Origin of the sequence: Peteryoungia rhizophila (genome assembly GCF_004912145.1) — a bacterium.
In the GTDB taxonomy this organism is placed as follows: Bacteria; Pseudomonadota; Alphaproteobacteria; order Rhizobiales; family Rhizobiaceae; genus Allorhizobium; species Allorhizobium rhizophilum.
In genome coordinates, this window is the sequence record NZ_STGT01000001.1 from 624,390 (window position 1) to 640,829 (window position 16,440).

Below are 16,440 nucleotides of genomic sequence, written 5' to 3' on the forward strand. Positions count from 1 at the left end.
CTGCGGCCGCACAAGGGCGGCCGCGGGGTAGATATCAGCTCCAGTCGATGCAGTAGCCGAGGAAGCGTTTGGAATCGACGGGGTCGAAACCGAGCTTCTTGCGAAGCTTCTTGCGAAGCTTGGAGATGTGGCTTTCGACTACGTTTTCTTCGACTTCCTCGTCGAAGATGCCGTAGATCGCGTTGAAGATCTGGGTCTTCGACACACGGCGTCCGCGGTTGGAGACCAAGTATTCCAGGATGCGGCGCTCACGGCGCGGCAAGGCGAAGACGTCGCCGGCGATCTCGGGATCACGACCGTCGGAGAAGACCTTGATCGGACCGATCTCGGTGAAGTTGGTGATCGCCCGCAGACGCCGACGGATCGCAGCGGCACGCGCCAGGATCTCCCGTGGATGAACGGGCTTACGTACGACGTCATCGACTCCGCAATCGAAAAGCGCCAGAGTGGCCTCAAGGGAAGGGTGATCGCTGACAGCGATCACCGGCGCCTGGGTCCGATCACGGATCGCACGCGGCAATTCCAGGGTGTCCTCGCCCTGGCCGATGAGAAATGCTTCGACGGCAGCGATGTCGCTGTCTGCCGCCGTATTGACCCATTCGCCGAACTCGCGAGGGTCGAAACCGGTCGAGGGAATCCCCTCGCGCCCAAATAGTGAAGTGTATCCGTCTTTCACGAGCTCGCGCTCATCTACCACGACGATCATTCAGCCGCCTCCGAATCAGTGTGGTGTTTCGATGCACCATGGGTACGAATCGGGGGAATCATGAACAACTAGGAGATCTTAACCATAGTAATTAACGATTGATTAACCATTCGGTGCCGATTTGAACTATATATAGTGGTCTGAAGCGAACCATGGCACAAATTTTCAGTGGAAAAGTTAACGCAAGCTTCGCACAAGGTCTTGCTAATGCCATCCTGATCGCAGTCTTGCCACATTTGGCAAATCGGCACAATCATGGCTGTCAATCAATCAAGGGTTGCTATTCACCGCAAAATTGTCGCGCATTGGGCGTCCAGTTTCCGTAGCCTGTGGCGACAAGATTTGCAATCACGCGGCAGACATATCGTTTCTGAGCCGGGTCGTTGTTCGGCCCCGCATGGTAACGCGCAACCGCCATGGTCCATGTTTCGTGACGACCGTGCAGGTCGCTCAGAAAGCGTGCCGCATATTCCACATTGCGCCTCGGGTCGAACATGGCCTCTACGCTGGTGAACTGCTCACCATGGAAGTGCTGATTGATCTGCATGCAACCCACGTCGATCAGAACAGCACCGCCTTGCCGGGCGTTCTGAAAGGCCTGCAAGGCATCCTCCAGCCCATCGAAGTAATGCGCCTTTCCCTCAACGTTCATGGCATAGGGCTGCAGGCTCCCCTTGCGCCCGGTCTCCGTCAGACCGACCGAATAGAGGATGCCCTCGGGGATGCCGTATTTGGCAGCCGCGGCACTGATTGCGCCTTCACAGGCTCCGCGATTGGCCGCGGCCTCAGAGGTAAAGCTGATCAGGGCGAGCGCCGCGAGCGTCGGAAGTTGCAGTATCTGTCGCTTGAACCACACGCTCATCCCCTGCCCTCGCTCCGCTACCTGCCGTTTCACCCTGCTGCTGCCGTTCGCTTCCACCCTGGCTTCCCGGTTGGGAGGTTTGCTGGCCGGATTGCTGGCCCTGGGAAGCATTCTGGCCGGTATCGGCAGTGCGATCTGTCGAGGCGACCTGCATGGTCACCTGAACCTGATCCACCACGAGGCCCTGTGCCCGCAGCGCTTTCAGAATGTCGCTCTGGTCGTTGGTCAACTGGCGCAGGGCCGCCGCATTGTCGACTGTCAGCTGAACGCTGAGCTCGTCACCCGAGAGGCGAAGGGTAGCAGTGACGCTACCGAGCTCGATCGGGGACATCTGGAGTTTCAGCGTGTGCACGACTTTGCCCTGACTGGACTGGGCGGCTGCATTGGCCAGCTCCGAGCCAGGCGACATGGCCGAAACCCATTCGCCATCGCCGACCATGGCTGCTGTAATCGATGCCGCATTGGTGGTGGAGACCGGAGCGATGTAGCGACGGCTGTCGACGACGGTGACCGTCTCGACCGCCTTCTGCTCGGACTGTTCCGGACCATTCGTCCCCTCACCGCGCAGCAGGAGCGGCTGCCCCTTGCCATCCGCCCTGACAAAACGGAAGTCGCGATCGTCCTGCGACTGTCCGCCTTCAGAGTTGGACGCATCCGCCTGGTCACCGGCGACTGCCTGAATGAGCGAAGCATCCGCCATCTTCAGCTTCGGCTCGTCCTTGTCACTTTTTTCGGTCGTCGCCTTCACGTCATCAAGACCGGACGTCGCAGCTTCACCGCCGGCCAACAACTTGAGCACGTCGATGAGATCGGGCGCCTGAGTATCGGTCTGGATATCCTCCACCGAAACGGGCTCGGCCGTCGTCGGCTCGCCCTCTGCCGAAGCCTTCTTGTCACGGGCCGCCGCCAAGGCCTTGGCAAGCTCTGCCTTCAGTTTCGGATCGAGACCCTGGATATCGACCCCGGGCGTATCACCGTCCTGATCCTTGCCCTTGGCTCGCACTGCTGCCAGCAGGCGGGCGAGTTCATCGACAGAGAGATCGGCCGGCAAGCCCTCGAACTCGGTTGTCGGTGTATTGCCAATGTCGATCAGCGGACGTTTGTCCTTGGCCGAAGCCGCCCTGCCCGTGGTCTTCGCATCTGCGGTCTCGACCTCGGACGGATCATCAGCTGCGGTCTCCTTGTCGCGGGAACCACGATCCTTTTCGCCCGAACTCGACAGGACCTTGGCAAAACCGCCACCGTCCTCGGCTTTGTCACTGCGGCCATGGCTGGTCGATGCCGCACTGTCCGGCAGTCTGGGGGCTGAGAGTGCGTCCATCATGGTCATGGGCCTTCTTTCTTGAGAAGATCGTCAATGGCGTCGAGCTTTGAGCGACCCGTGTCGACAAAGCTGCGCAGTTCCGGGTCGATGTCCGCCTGCTCGACCGCCGGCCTGCTCGCCTCGGCCACGGCTGGCTCTACCGGCGCCGATACGGGTGTCGGTTCCGTCTGCGATGGCTGGGCGAAGGGATCCTGCAGATCCGGATCGGCGTCGGCGACTTCGCCTGCGCCTTGTTCTACGAGGGGTGTCGCTTGAGGAGGCGGGCTCGGTTGGGGCTTGCGCAGAACCTCCTTCGCCACGGTCTCGGCCGCCTGGCGCAGGGCTCTGTCGCGTGGCGAGAGCGCCTCTTCCGGGATTTGCATCAGGACCGCCATGGCGTCATCGACGTTTTCGGTCGGCACGCCGACGAGGCTTCCGTACAGGTTGGCGAGAGCGTCGGCCCCTTCCTCACTGCCCGAGAGCAGCTTGGCCTGGTCGGATGCCATGGTCGCCAGTTCCTTGCGTCCAGCAATCGCGGCTTCGCGCGCAACGCGCAGGTAGACTTCGCGTCGCCTGTCGACATCCATGTAACCGAGTGTCGCCTCGATATCCTGGGGCTTCAAGACCTCGTAATGTTCGACGACAAACCGCACGAAGAGATCCGCGAACTGGCTGGCGTAAGGAGAATAGAGGAAGCGGCGCGCGTAACCATTGGCGTAAAGCGAGGCCTTGTCGACGATCTTGGCATCGACGGCGACCGCGAGAGAACGGCGCAACGCTGCCTCTTCAACGATGGTGCCCGGCGCCGTCAGCCGTGCCCAGTCGTAGAACTTCAACGCGGCTGCCGGATCCTTGGTCAGGGTGACATTGCCGGCCACGAGCGCGAGGTAAGGACCGATCTTGGCGTTCTTGTACTCGTTCGCGATATCGCCGAGGCTCTTGGCGATCAGTGTGCCCTTGCCGCTCAGATATTTGCGAAGCGCATCGCTCACGCGGTTGTCGAAATTGCCATCGACATCACGCGCGACGAGATATTCCAGCGTCGCCGGGTTACCACCGCTCATGGCATAGATCAAAGCTGCATCCACATTGCGCGGATCCTGATAAACCCTGCGATCGGCAGTGCGCAGGCGGTCGTCAATCGTGCCCAGCATGAAGCGCTGCATATCGGCTGCGGAATGATCCCCCCGGACAACAGTATCCTGGACGAATTGCAGCGAGCGCAGCATGCGATAGGGCTCGAGCGTGTCGTCTACCGTCTGCGCATGGCCAAACGATCCGACCGCGAGAACGGTCAGACCGGATAGCAACAGGCGGAGAGACAAGCGCCGGATCGCCATAGCTTATCCCTGCTCCGCTTCGATGAGGATCTCGATGCGGCGGTTGGAATCGGCCAGCGGATCGTCCGGCACCTGCAGGCGGCGGTCAGCGAATCCGGAGACCTGCTCGACGCGACCTTCGCTCAAGCCACCGCGTACCAGCATGTAATAGGCGCTATGGGCGCGGGCCATCGAGAGGCGCCAGTTGTCGTTTTCCGTTCCCCGGAACTGGCGGCCATCGGTATGCCCGCGAATAACGATGCGTCCGGCTTTCTCCTCGAGGATCTGACCGAGCCGCTCCATGGCGAGCACGAGCTCGCGGCGCGGGACGGCAGAACCGACATTGAACATTGCGGCGTCGCTCTGGTCGCTGATGGTCACCAGGAGCCCGCCTTCGGTCGGCGTGACGATGAGGCCTTCGGCGAGCTTGCCGGCGGCACCGCCGATCGCGTTCTCGATCTCCGCCTTGAGTTCATCGGCGGCGGCGAGCTGCACCTTGAGCTGCTCGTCGGCCGTCGGATCCATCTCAACGATTTCGGGCTTGTCCTGTTTATCCAGATCGGATTGATCGGCCTTGCCGACGTCCGTCTTGTCAGCCTCGCCTTCAGCCGGCTTTTCATCCGGCAGGGCCCCGGCGGGTGTTGCCTCGATCTGCGGCTTCTGGCCGGGAACGACAAGAGCAATCTGCTGGTCCGGCTCGGTGGACGCTTCAGCCGGATCTGTCAGCGGAGGGGCAGCGGTCTGTGCCTGTTCCGCCGGTGTCTGGGCATCGGTCGGCTCGCCCGGCGGACCGTTGGCCGTCTGAACCTGCTGGGTCCAGAAATCCGGATCGAAAGGATCGCGATAGGCTTCACCGCCCTGTGCGCCGGTCGATGGGCCGGAATCGGCTGCACCGCCCTCCCCCTTGGCGCTGACATTGGCCTGCTGGCCGACTTCCTGCGCGATTTCGGCCAGAACGGAATAGGGATTTTCGAAGAAATCGGCCTCTGAGTAGTTCGCCTCGTCGCCCGAGGACGCCGTCTGATCGTCGCCTGTCGCGGCGGCCGAACCGACCTTGTCCTCGTCCTCGTCGACCTGGGACCGCTCCTTCTTCTCCTCGCCTTCGCTGGTCTCGACCGGCTTTTCCAGGCCCTTCTCGGTGGGCTTTTCGTCGGCGAGCTGGATTGGGTTGAAGTAGCTGGCGACCGAGGCCTTGGTTTCCTCATTGGCGGCATTGACCAGCCACATGACGAGGAAGAAGGCCATCATCGCGGTCATGAAGTCGGCATAGGCGATCTTCCAGGCGCCGCCATGAGCGCCATCGTGGTCACCCTTGTGACGCTTGACGATGATGATCTCGTTCTTGCCGTGGTGGTGGTTTTCGTCACTCATGCCAGAACTTTCTTCAGGCTCGCCGTAAATGCAGAAATGCGCGTCACGAGTGCGGCGTCACCGAACTCGGCGGTCAGGTCGAGATCGTCATCCTCCGTATGGCGAAGGAAGCTCGTATGTTCGGGCATTTCTGCCTGGAGTTTTTCGAACAGGTGGCGCGGGCCCTTCACGTCGATCTTCCCGGCCTCGCCAGAAGCGATCGCCGCCTGCAGAAGGTCGGAGAGATCCTTGACGGCCTTTTCGGCGAGCGCCTCGCCGATTACAGGCGCAAGTGCGATCGCCGCCTGCTCGCTGACGGCAATCGACATGTTCCGGATCACATCGGGCAGCTTCGTCGCAAGAATCTCGGCAAATTCGTCGCGCAGCTTCTGGTCACGTTCAGCAAGTGCCTGGGCATGCGCGATCTCCATGGCCTGACGCTCCACTTCGAAACGTTCTTCTACAGCCTTCTCGCCCGCCTCGTGACCTTCGGCATAGGCTTCGCGCCGGATGGCCTCTACATCCACCGGCTCAGGCTCCGGAAGAGCCGGAAAATCCATGTCGAACGCATCCACCGACGGTATGTCGAATGCCGGCGCCGACGGCGCAGGTGGCGCTGCCGCGGTGGAAAAGTCCTTGAGGTAGCTGGCCAAACGCATGCTCATAAGCAATCGCCTCCATCGGCGACAGTTTGGGATCCGCAGATGCGGCCTTGCACGAGAAGAAGATCAAACATCAGCATGTCCCGTACACGTTCTTTCATCTTCCAGGATCGGTCGAAGCTCATTCGGCACGGATCGGCGCAGTCGTGCCACGTGCTCTCCATGAAGCTAGGGGTTCAAACTTGCGCGAAGATGAATGTGTTGAGCGCCGACCTGGTCTAAAACGGCACGGAGACGCCGGATCCTCTCACATCCGGCGTTTCAACTCTTATCGCTGGAAGAGCGTCAAGAGCTTTTCGGCGCTGCTGTTGGCAATCGAGAGGGCCTGGATGCCGAGCTGCTGCTGGGTCTGCAGAGCCTTCAGACGCGTCGATTCCTCGTTCATGTCGGCATCGACCAGACGGCCGATGCCCTTGTCGATCACGTCCATGAGGTTCGAGACGAAGTTGTCCTGCATCTCGATGCGGGACGTGATCGCGCCGAGGGTCGCAGCAGCGTCGGTCAGCTGCTGGATGACGTTATCGACGACGGCAATCATGTCGTCGAGCGCTTGCTTGTCAGTGTCGGTGTCTATCACAATCTCGTCGCCGCCGGTCGGTGCGCCCATGTCGAGAAGGTAATATTCGCGCGCACCCAGTCCGGTGTTGCGCAGCGCATCGGCGTCGATCGACTTTGTGAGGAAGCCCTGGGAGGCATCCTGGATGTCGATGAGGACGGATTCTTCCGTGTTGAAGTCGAGTGTGGTGACCTGCACGCTGCCATCCGCTCCACGGACGAAGGATGAGACGACCTGCTTCGTACCGAGAGGTGCTGCATTCGTGTTGTAGAGCCAGTTTTCGCCGGAGAAGGAGGCGGACTGCGCTGCCGAGATCAGCTGATTCTTCAGCTGCGTCATTTCCTCGTTGATCTTGTTCTTGTCGACGCCGGGCTCGCTCGCCGCGACCAGCTTCGCCTTAATCGTGGACATCACGTCGACGACGTTGTCGAGGGCCGTGTAAGCGGTATCAACCGTGGCAGCGCCGAGGCCGAGCGCGTCGGAAACGGTCGACAACGCTGCGTTGTCGGAGCGCATCGTGGTGGCGATCGACCAATAGCCGGCATTGTCTGCTGCGGTCTCAACCCGGTAACCCGAGGAAACGCGCCGCTGGGTCGTCTCGAGGTTATTGTCGATCGAACGAAGCGTCTGCAGCGCCGCCATGGCGGCCGCATTGGTCATAATACTGGTCATGCTTGGTGCCCCTAAGCGTTCAGGACTGCGCATCCGGCGCTGGCCGGCAAGACGGGAGGGCATCATGCAGACCGCGCATGCGCGCAGTCCCCGTCACCGTTAACAAAACGTTAACGTGGGCAGTTAACAGAGGGGAGCGGGATCTGGCAACATATTCAGAGCGCTTTTGTCGCCAAAAGGAAAAGTGCAAAAGTTTCGCGCAAGGCTGAAACGAAAATCCGCGCCTCTTGCGAGGCGCGGATTCACACCGAGAACATCCGACACTGTCAGGGCGGGACGAAGTCGCCCCTAGCCAGAGCGCCGCTTACTGACGGAAGAGTGTCAGGATGCTTTCGGAAGAGGTGTTGGCGATCGAGAGCGACTGGATGGCCAGCTGCTGCTGGGTCTGCAGGGCCTTGAGGCGGGTCGATTCTTCGTTCATGTCGGCATCGACGAGACGACCGACACCACTGTCGATCGAGTCGGTCAGAGCCGCGACGAAGTCTTCCTGCATGCCGATGCGCATGGAGATGGAGCCGAGAGCAGCTGCCGCACTGGTCATCTGCTGCAAGCCGTACTCGACGAGCGAGAGGGCTTCCTGCATCCCGGCAGTGGTCAAGGTGGTGATGTCGAGCTGGTCGATGGAGACGCCTGCGATTTCGGCGGCCGGATCGCCCAGTGTTCCGTCATTATTCCAGTCGACAAAGGCGTCAAAGGTATCGGATATGCTGCCGATGATACCGGAGTTGTAGTCAATCAACCCCGTCGCATCACCACCGAACAGAACGGTCATACCGTCTGCGGTCGTCGCATCGAGCGAATAGAGCGTCGTCGAAACCGAAACATTGCCGCTCGAGTCGCGGATGAAGCCGGAGACGACCGTCACATCGACGGGTGCCGTCACCGTGTCATTGCCGGTTGCAACCCAGTTCTGGCCGCTGAAGCTCGCCGATTCGGAGATCGAGCGGAGCTGCTCCTGCAGCTGGTTGATTTCTTCCTGGATCTTGTTCTTGTCGACGCCCTCTTCGGTGGCGGCGACAACCTTTGCCTTGATTTCCTTCATGACTTCGATGGAGCTTTCCATCGCGGCATAGGCAGTGTCGATCTTGGCAGCGCCGAGACCGAGGGCGTCCTGAACGGCGGACAGTGCCATGTTGTCTGAGCGCATCGTGGTCGCAATCGACCAGTAGGCGGCGTTGTCGGAGGCTCCCCCGACGCGCAGACCGGAGGACACACGCGCTTGCGTATCCTGCATCTTCGAGTCGATCGAGCGGAGTGTCTGAAGTGCAGCCATCGCTGCGTTGTTCGTCAAAATGCTGGTCACGGTCGTGTCCCTTAAATGGCTAGTTCTGGGGACATCCCGGTCTCTCCGGGAACGATGACACGGCTTAATGCCCTTAACCAGTTCTTCGTCTTGGTTAACTCATCGTTACATGACCCTCATGTAAAGGGCGTATGGTTAACGGATGGTTAAGCGGATCTGAAAAATCTGTTAAGACGCAAAAAGCCGCCCCGGAGGGCGGCTTCGATGCTGTCGTGTCTCTTCAGTCTTAACGGAAGAGCGAGAGGATGACTTCCGTGGAAGAGTTGGCGATCGAGAGCGACTGGACGGCCAGCTGCTGCTGGGTCTGCAGTGCCTTGAGGCGGGTGGACTCTTCGTTCATGTCTGCGTCGACGAGGCGGCCGATACCGGAGTCGAGCGAGTCGGACAGCTTGTTGACGAAGCTTTCCTGCAGTTCGATGCGCATCGAGATCGAGCCGAGGTCTGCACCGGCGCTGGTCATGAATGCCAGGGCGGCGTCGACGAGCGTCAGGGCTTCAGCCATGGCCGCGCCGTCAAAACCGTTGATGTCCAGCGTGTAGACGGAGAAGCCGCCAACGGCGGTGGCTGCGCCGTCAACACCTGCTGCGGTCGAGTCGAAGTCGGTCGTCGTGAAGTCTGCAGCGGTCAGGCCGAGGATACCGGAAGCGGTGTCGATAGCGCCGTCGGCATCGCCGCCGAACAGAAGGGTCATGCTGCCAGCGGTCGTGGCGTCCAGCGTATAGGTCGTCGTCTTGACTGCAACGTTGTTATTGGCGTCGCGAACGAAACCGGATACGACAGTGACGTCTTCCGTGGTGCCCGCGGTTGCCGTGTCCGTACCACCGGCAATCCAGTTTTGACCGCTGAAGGAAGCGGACTGTGCGATCGACAGCAGCTGCTGCTGGAGCTGGGTGATTTCTTCCTGAACCTTGGCCTTGTCGACGCCTTCTTCGGTGGCGGTGACCAGCTTGGCCTTGATTTCCTTAACGACGTCGATCGCAGATTCCATACCGGCATAGGCGGTATCGATCTTGGAGGCGCCGAGGCCGAGAGCGTCAGACACGGCGGAAAGCGCCATGTTGTCGGACTTCATGGTGGTGGCGATCGACCAATAGGCAGCGTTGTCGGAGGCTTCGCCGACGCGCTGACCGGAGGATACGCGGGCCTGTGTGTCTTCCATGTTGCTGCCGATCGAGCGCAACGTCTGGAGTGCCGACATGGCGGCGATATTGGTAAGAATGCTCGTCATAGTAGTAGTGCCCCTTGAATGGCTGACTAAGAAGGGACATTCCGGTCTCACCGGTAACGGCGCACAGCATCATGCCTGCTAACTGGCTGATTTTTAAGAGTTAGCTCGCCGTTTCGATAAGCCTAGATAAAACTATCAAGGTTAATGAAGGCCTAAACGAGAACGGGAAACTGATTTTTTCTAGATTTTTTTGCAACCTTCGCGCGTGCGCGCGCGTAGCAGATCATGTTTAACAAAACGGAAAGGCCGCGTTCGTTTCCGAACGCGGCCTTTGCCTTGCCTCGTGTCCGGATCAGCCTCCGGATGTTGAAGCCTTCCCTTCGCGCACCTCTGGTCAGCCACCAAGGCATATCGGCGTCGGGACAGTCTAGCCGGCCCTTACGGGCCGACTGTCTTTGGCGCTTAACGGAAGAGCGACAGGATGTTCTGCGAGTCGCTGTTGGCGATCGAGAGCGCCTGGATTGCCAGCTGCTGCTGGGTCTGCAGGGCCTTGAGGCGGGTCGACTCTTCGTTCATGTCAGCGTCGACGAGACGGCCAACGCCCTTTTCGATGGCGTCAGACAGCTTCTCGGAGAAGTCGGTCTGCAGTTCGATACGGGAAGAGATCGAACCGAGCTTTGCGCCGGCGCTGGTCATCTTCTCGAGAGCAGCATCGACCGACACCAGAGCGGCGTCGATGTCGTCAGTCTCAACGTCGATGTCCTTGACGGCGATCGTCGTGTAGTCCGTGCCATCGACAGTGATAGTGTCGCCGTTGGCGCCGAGGATGCCGTTGTCGTCTTCGACCAGGCCGTCAGCGTCGAAGGTGTACAGCATGGAGTCGTCGTCCATGGTGTATTCGGTCGTCTTGACGCTGACATTGCCGTCAGAGCCACGAACGAAACCGCTGACGACGGTCTTGTCGCCGGCCGTACCGGCAATCCAGTTTTCGCCGTTGAAGGACGAGCTCTTCGCGATCGAAACGAGCTGTTCTTGGAGCTGGGTAATTTCGTCCTGGATCTTGGTCTTGTCGACGCCTTCTTCCTTGGCGGCAACGATCTTAGCCTTGATTTCCTTGACGACTTCGATTGCAGAATCCATACCGGCATAGGCGGTATCGACCTTGGCAGCGCCCACGCCGAGAGCGTCGGTGACGGCGGACAGAGCCATGTTGTCGGAACGCATGGTCGTCGAGATCGACCAGTAAGCAGCGTTGTCAGATGCCTTGGAAACCTTCAGGCCGGTCGAGATCGAGTTCTGCGTCGATTCCATGCTGGAAGCGATCGAGCGCAGAGTGGAGAGCGCAGACATTGCGCTGGAGTTGGTCAGAATGCTGGCCATGTTTTTTTGTCCCTTAAACGAGATACAGGAGGGGACATACCGGACTGAAAAACTTACCGGTCACGAACGTTCGGCATCATGCCTTTTGGTATTTTTCGTTGCTACCAGACCCGTCGTGCGAGGACCAAACTCGCAGTCATTCATTGCCAACACCTTAACCCGGAGGGTGCAATGCCGGGGTTAAGGAACCCATGGTAAACAAGGGCATAACGGTCGCTGAGGAAACGTCCCGGCTGTTAAGCAAACGATCTGACGAGACTGCCGACGAGCAGGTTCCAGCCGTCGATCAGCACAAAGAACAGGATCTTGAACGGCAGGGAGATCGAGGTGGGCGGGAGCATCATCATACCCATGGCCATGGTGATCGTGGCGACCACCATATCGATGACGAGGAAGGGCAGGATGATCAGGAAGCCGATTTCAAAGCCTCGGCGGATCTCCGACAGCATGAAGGCCGGAATGAGCACGCGATAATCGACCTGGCCATCGACGACCGTCGCCTGACCGCGCTCGTTGGCGATATCGACAAAGAGTGCGAGATCCTTGTCGCGCGTGTTTGCCGTCATGAATGTGCGGAAGGGCTCGGCGATCAGGGCGACCGCCTCCCCTTCCGTGATCTGGTTGTTGAGAAGCGGCTGGACGCCCTCACGCCAGGAGCGGTCCATGGTGGGCGCCATGACATAGAAGGTCATGAAGAGCGCCATGCTGGTCAGGATCATGTTGGATGGGGTGGACGCGAGCCCCATGCCGGAGCGCAGGATCGAAAAGGCGATCAGGAAACGCGGAAAACTCGTCACCATGATCAGGATGCCAGGTGCTACCGACAGCACCGTGAGCAGACCGAAGGTACGAATGATCCACGCCGCCACCGATCCATCGATCGGGGTGTTGAAGATATCCGTCGGGAACTGCTGGGCCACAGCCAGTTCCGGCGCCATCATCATGACAGCGACGAAGATGAGAAACCGAATCATTCGATCACGAGCGTTCTGAACATCACCTTGGATACGCGGCCTTCCGAGCGCAGGTCAACTCGCTCCTGAAGGTCATCCTTGAGATATTGAAAGCCTCTCGGGCCTTCGACCTGCTGTAGCGACACCGTGCGCAGATAGGCCATGATGTCCTGGTGCACGTCCTCGGCGATCTTGACGTCCGGCGCACCGTTGAACATCAGCGCAACCTCGAGCCGAATCCAGTTTTCTGAAGGATAAGCGAGGTTGGTGGTGATCGGCTCGAGCGCAACCACGCCGTTCGCCTCGGTGGAGATCGGAGGGAGCCCCTCCTCGTCCTTTTTCGCCTCGCCGTGCTCGCCGGCCGCCGCTTCCGCCGCCTTTGCCGCTTCGTCGGCCTGCTTCACCTGGGGGGCCAGCATGTTGCCGATGACCCAGCCGCCACCGCCACCGACTGCGGTCAGCACGACGAGCGGGATGACGAGTGCCATCATCCCGGACTTCTTCTTGCCTTCGCCTTCCTGAGGTTGTTCCATTTTGCTGTCCCTCGGGCCCGGTCAGAAGGGCGAATATATATCGACGACCTGCTGGCCGATCGGCGGCTGCTGCACCTCTGTCAGGCGGCCACGGCCACCATAGGAGATGCGCGCCTCGGCGATCCGATCGTAGGAGATCTCGTTTTCGGCATCGACATCCTGCGGACGGACGATACCGGCGACGTTCAGGATGCGCAGTTCGTGATTGACGCGCACTTCCTGGGAACCGCTGATCAGCAGGTTGCCGTTTTCCAGCACGCCGGTCACGACGGCGGCCACGAGAAGGTTCAGCCGCTCCGAACGCTCGGTCGAGCCCTTGCCAGACGAACTGGTGGTCGAATCGGTGGAAAGATCGCCTGTTGTCCCTGTGTCGGTTGAGAAGCCGAGGAAGTTTGAGATCTCCGCACCCCAGGAGAGGCCGGTATTGTTGTCGCGGCTGCGGTCGGTCTCGTTGTTGAACGAGGCCCGGTCGTTGATCTCGATATTGACGGTGAGGATATCCCCGACATTCAAGGCGCGCGCATCCTTGAACAGTGCCGACTGGCTGTCACTCCAGAGAGAATAGCCGCTCGCGGTCTGGGCCTGCTGCTTCGGATACATGGCCATCTGTGGGGTCTGACTGTAGCGCAGACCGGACCCGATCGGGCTCATGGAAGGCGCGTTGCCGATTTCCTTGATGGTCTGACTCTGGCAGCCAGAGAGGAGGAGAACGGCCAGCAGAGCCGGGTAACGCTTCATCATGACGGGTCCTTCGAGGTATTGGGGTCGCCGGCGCTCGACATGATCGAGGCGACTTGCGCCGCCTTCTCCGGGCTCATCTCGGTCAGGATGAGGCTGGACTGACGCGGTGGCAGCTTCATGATGATGGCGGCGGCGAGGATGACGTTCGTCTCCTCCAGCTGCGGGGCAGCCGCATCCGGCGCCATCTTCTTGTAGATCTCGACAAGCTGGCCCTCGGCCTGCTTCATGAATTCGTTCCGGCGGCCCAGCCAGTCCTCGTATTCCTCGCGGCGCTGCTCGAGGATGGCGATACGGCCGTCGACATCCGCCTGCAGCTTTTCCAGCTCCTGCTTCTGCAGCAGATAGCGCTGGTCGCGAGCGGCATCGGCGATGCCGGTGCAGAACTGGCGAATTTCGGCTTCCGTGGCGCTTACCGCCGGTTGCTGTTGGCCGACAGCGGTCTGCGCGAAGGCCGGAAGCGTGGCGATGGCCAGCACGACTGCGACGTTGCGCAAAGCGGTGCGGGCGAACCTGTTATGGCTGAGCTTCATCATTGCAGCACGAGCTCCGCTTGAAGCGCACCGGCAGACTTGATGCCTTGGAGGATCGCAATGATGCCATCCGGCTTCACGCCGATGCTGTTGAGGCCGCTGACGAGTGTTCGGAGATCAGGGCCGTCGACGATGGCGATCTTGTCGCCTTCCTTTTGAACTGAAATGTCGGTCTGCGGCTGGATCGCCGTCTCGCCACGCGAGAAGGGTTCCGGCTGTATGACCTGCGGGGTCTCCTGCACCTGAACCGTCAGGGTTCCATAGCTCACCGCCACGCGCGAGACGCGGACATCGGCACCGATGACGATGGTGCCGGTCCGTTCGTTGATGACGACACGGGCGGGTGAATCGGTTGCGACCACCAGGTTCTCGATATCGGCCATCAGGCGCGCGAGGTCTGCCGTGCGCGGCTTCTGGATCACGATTTCCTGACTGTCGCGCGCCTCGGCGATCGGTGCGCCGTAATTGGCGGCAGCATAGGCATTAATGGTGTCGGCGACGCGCAGGGAGGTGGTGAAGTCCGCATTGCGCAGCTGCAGCACGAGATTGACGCTGTCCTTGAACTTGGACGGCAGTTCGCGCTCGATGATCGCGCCCGTCGGAACGCGGCCCGAGGTGGTGATGCCCTCCTGCACGGTTGCCGCATCACCCTGAGCGTTGAAGCCGGAGACCACGACCGAGCCCTGGGCGACGGCGTAGATCTGGCCGTCCGCACCCGTGAGCGAGGTCATGACCAGCGTGCCGCCACGCAGGGATGTGGCGTCGCCCAGCGAGCTCACGGTCACATCGATGCGGCTGCCTGGGCTGGCGAAGGGCGGTAGATTGGCGGTCACCATGACGGCGGCAACGTTCTTGGCGTTGGACTGGCCGCCCTGGGTCGAGATGCCGAGGTTCTGAAGCATGGCGCGCATGGACTGGTCGGTGAAGGGCGAGGAGCGCAGGCTGTCGCCGCTTCCCTGCAAGCCGACCACCAGACCGTAGCCGATCAGCTGGTTGTCGCGACCGGACTGGAGTGAGGCAATATCCTTGATGCGCGAATTGGCACTGAGCGCCGGCTCGAGGGGAGCCAGAACCAGCGCCAGCGCACAGAATGCGATCCGCATGGGTGCGATCAGTCTCATTTTGCCATCACCTGTACGGTACCATCGGCCATGACCGTGCCTGACACGATCGAGCCGGAATCGATGTTGCGAACCTTGACGACCTGGCCGACGGAGGCGTCGGTCAGGGGGGTGCCGCTCGCGCTGATCAGCATGGTGCCGATCGCGAAGGTCAGACGGACGCCCGTCCCCCGCTTCACCGCGAATGCTTCCCGCAGACCATGGACCGGGATCGTACGGCCAGGCAGCAGGGTTCGCTTCGCCACCATGCCGACCACTTCCTCTCGGGTGCGGGCGTAGCCGCCCGCAAGATTGGGGTTGGTCACGGCGACGACGTCGACCTGTTCGGATGCGATGGTTTCGCCGGGGTAGATCACCTGCTTGGGGATCACGGCCGTGTTCTGCGCCGACGCCGGGCTGACGCCGAAGCCGAGGGCAGTGGCGACAAGCGCCAGCGCGCGCAGGGCATTTCCGATTTCGCGGCGAAACCTCATGTTTGCCTCCGGTTGTCTTACTTGAGGTTCTTGCTGACGATCTGAGCCATCTCGTCGGCGGTGGTGATCACCTTGGAATTCATCTCGTAGGCGCGCTGGGCCGAGATCATGTCCGTGATCTCCTTCACCGAGTCGACGTTCGAAGCTTCCAGGTAGGACTGCTTGATGTAGCCGAAGCCCGGATCTTCCGGCGCGCCGACAATGGCGGCACCCGAAGCGGCGGTCTCGGCGAAGAGGTTGTCACCGAGTGGCTTCAGGCCGGCTTCGTTGACAAAGTTGGCGATCGTCAGCTGTCCGAGGTCGGTGTAGTCGGCATCGTTGCCGATGCGGGCCTGGACCTGACCGGTCCGGCTGATGACGACTTCGCTCGCATCCTGCGGAATGGTGATCTGCGGCGTCACGAGGTAGCCGTCGATGGTGACGAGCTGACCTTCCGCATTCATGTTGAAGGCGCCGGAGCGGCTGTAGAGGGTCGCGCCGTCGGGGCTTTCGATCTGGAACCAGCCTCGACCGATCAGGGAGAGATCGAGTTCGTTGCCGGTCTGGGTCAGCTGGCCCTGCGTATGGATGTTGCGGACGGCCGCCGTCTGGACACCGAGACCGATATTGGCGCCTTCCGGCACGATGGCCTGGTTGGCACGGTTCGGCACGCCCTGGGCGCGTTCCGTCTGATAAAGAAGGTCGGAAAACTCAGCACGCGCCCGCTTGAAGCCGGTCGTGTTGATGTTGGCGATGTTGTTCGCGATGACTTCGAGGTTGGTCTGCTGGGCGTCCATACCCGTGGCTGCGATGGCGAGCGCTCTCATAG

The 16,440-nt window shown here is 60.8% G+C and carries 17 protein-coding genes; all 17 read right to left on the bottom strand.

The genetic code is table 11. The features are described 5' to 3' along the window. Nucleotides 1-34 precede the first annotated feature (34 nt). Nucleotides 35-706: a transcriptional activator Rem gene (rem, locus tag E9677_RS02915; protein ID WP_136556586.1), complete on the bottom strand. Its 672-nt coding sequence runs from the start codon at nt 704-706 to the stop codon at nt 35-37. Nucleotides 707-986: 280 nt separating this feature from the next. Then, nucleotides 987-1,562, bottom strand: coding sequence for a transglycosylase SLT domain-containing protein (locus E9677_RS02920; RefSeq protein ID WP_235882841.1), 576 nt, complete (start codon nt 1,560-1,562; stop codon nt 987-989). After that, on the bottom strand, nt 1,492-2,898 hold the full coding sequence (gene fliK / locus E9677_RS02925) for a flagellar hook-length control protein FliK (protein WP_136556588.1): 1,407 nt from the start codon (nt 2,896-2,898) through the stop codon (nt 1,492-1,494). Before fliK ends, E9677_RS02920 begins: the two co-directional genes overlap by 71 nt. After that, nucleotides 2,895-4,211, bottom strand: a complete 1,317-nt coding sequence (motC, locus tag E9677_RS02930) for a chemotaxis protein MotC (RefSeq protein ID WP_136556589.1) — start codon at nt 4,209-4,211, stop codon at nt 2,895-2,897. The genes fliK and motC overlap by 4 nt, the downstream gene beginning before the upstream one ends. Before the next feature lie 3 nt (nt 4,212-4,214). After that, nucleotides 4,215-5,561 carry a MotB family protein gene (locus tag E9677_RS02935; protein ID WP_136556590.1) on the bottom strand — a complete coding sequence of 449 codons (1,347 nt, stop codon included), beginning with the start codon at nt 5,559-5,561 and terminating at the stop codon, nt 4,215-4,217. Next, on the bottom strand, nt 5,558-6,205 hold the full coding sequence (locus E9677_RS02940; RefSeq protein WP_136556591.1) for a FliH/SctL family protein: 648 nt from the start codon (nt 6,203-6,205) through the stop codon (nt 5,558-5,560). Before E9677_RS02940 ends, E9677_RS02935 begins: the two co-directional genes overlap by 4 nt. Before the next feature lie 265 nt (nt 6,206-6,470). Continuing rightward, nucleotides 6,471-7,430, bottom strand: coding sequence for a flagellin N-terminal helical domain-containing protein (locus tag E9677_RS02945; protein ID WP_136556592.1), 960 nt, complete (start codon nt 7,428-7,430; stop codon nt 6,471-6,473). Between the two features lie 304 nt (nt 7,431-7,734). Beyond that, nucleotides 7,735-8,733 carry a flagellin N-terminal helical domain-containing protein gene (locus tag E9677_RS02950; RefSeq protein ID WP_136556593.1) on the bottom strand — a complete coding sequence of 333 codons (999 nt, stop codon included), beginning with the start codon at nt 8,731-8,733 and terminating at the stop codon, nt 7,735-7,737. A 226-nt stretch (nt 8,734-8,959) separates the two neighbouring features. After that, nucleotides 8,960-9,961 carry a flagellin N-terminal helical domain-containing protein gene (locus tag E9677_RS02955; protein ID WP_136556594.1) on the bottom strand — a complete coding sequence of 334 codons (1,002 nt, stop codon included), beginning with the start codon at nt 9,959-9,961 and terminating at the stop codon, nt 8,960-8,962. 402 nt (nt 9,962-10,363) lie between these two features. Then, nucleotides 10,364-11,281 (bottom strand): flagellin N-terminal helical domain-containing protein, encoded by a 918-nt coding sequence (locus E9677_RS02965; RefSeq protein WP_136556595.1) that lies wholly within the window; start codon nt 11,279-11,281, stop codon nt 10,364-10,366. 236 nt (nt 11,282-11,517) lie between these two features. After that, nucleotides 11,518-12,255, bottom strand: coding sequence for a flagellar type III secretion system pore protein FliP (fliP, locus tag E9677_RS02970; protein ID WP_136556596.1), 738 nt, complete (start codon nt 12,253-12,255; stop codon nt 11,518-11,520). After that, nucleotides 12,252-12,767: a flagellar basal body-associated FliL family protein gene (locus tag E9677_RS02975; protein ID WP_136556597.1), complete on the bottom strand. Its 516-nt coding sequence runs from the start codon at nt 12,765-12,767 to the stop codon at nt 12,252-12,254. Before E9677_RS02975 ends, fliP begins: the two co-directional genes overlap by 4 nt. Before the next feature lie 21 nt (nt 12,768-12,788). After that, the gene (flgH, locus tag E9677_RS02980) at nt 12,789-13,508 is read right to left on the bottom strand and encodes a flagellar basal body L-ring protein FlgH (protein WP_136556598.1); all 720 of its coding nucleotides are present in this window, start codon (nt 13,506-13,508) and stop codon (nt 12,789-12,791) included. Next, on the bottom strand, nt 13,505-14,041 hold the full coding sequence (locus E9677_RS02985) for a MotE family protein (RefSeq protein WP_136556599.1): 537 nt from the start codon (nt 14,039-14,041) through the stop codon (nt 13,505-13,507). The genes flgH and E9677_RS02985 overlap by 4 nt, the downstream gene beginning before the upstream one ends. Continuing rightward, complete coding sequence (locus tag E9677_RS02990) at nt 14,038-15,159, bottom strand: flagellar basal body P-ring protein FlgI (RefSeq protein ID WP_136556600.1); 1,122 nt, start codon at nt 15,157-15,159, stop codon at nt 14,038-14,040. The genes E9677_RS02985 and E9677_RS02990 overlap by 4 nt, the downstream gene beginning before the upstream one ends. Continuing rightward, nucleotides 15,156-15,632, bottom strand: coding sequence for a flagellar basal body P-ring formation chaperone FlgA (flgA, locus tag E9677_RS02995; RefSeq protein WP_136556601.1), 477 nt, complete (start codon nt 15,630-15,632; stop codon nt 15,156-15,158). The genes E9677_RS02990 and flgA overlap by 4 nt, the downstream gene beginning before the upstream one ends. Before the next feature lie 17 nt (nt 15,633-15,649). Further along, nucleotides 15,650-16,438: a flagellar basal-body rod protein FlgG gene (flgG, locus tag E9677_RS03000; RefSeq protein ID WP_112240329.1), complete on the bottom strand. Its 789-nt coding sequence runs from the start codon at nt 16,436-16,438 to the stop codon at nt 15,650-15,652. Between the last annotated feature and the right edge of the window lie 2 nt (nt 16,439-16,440).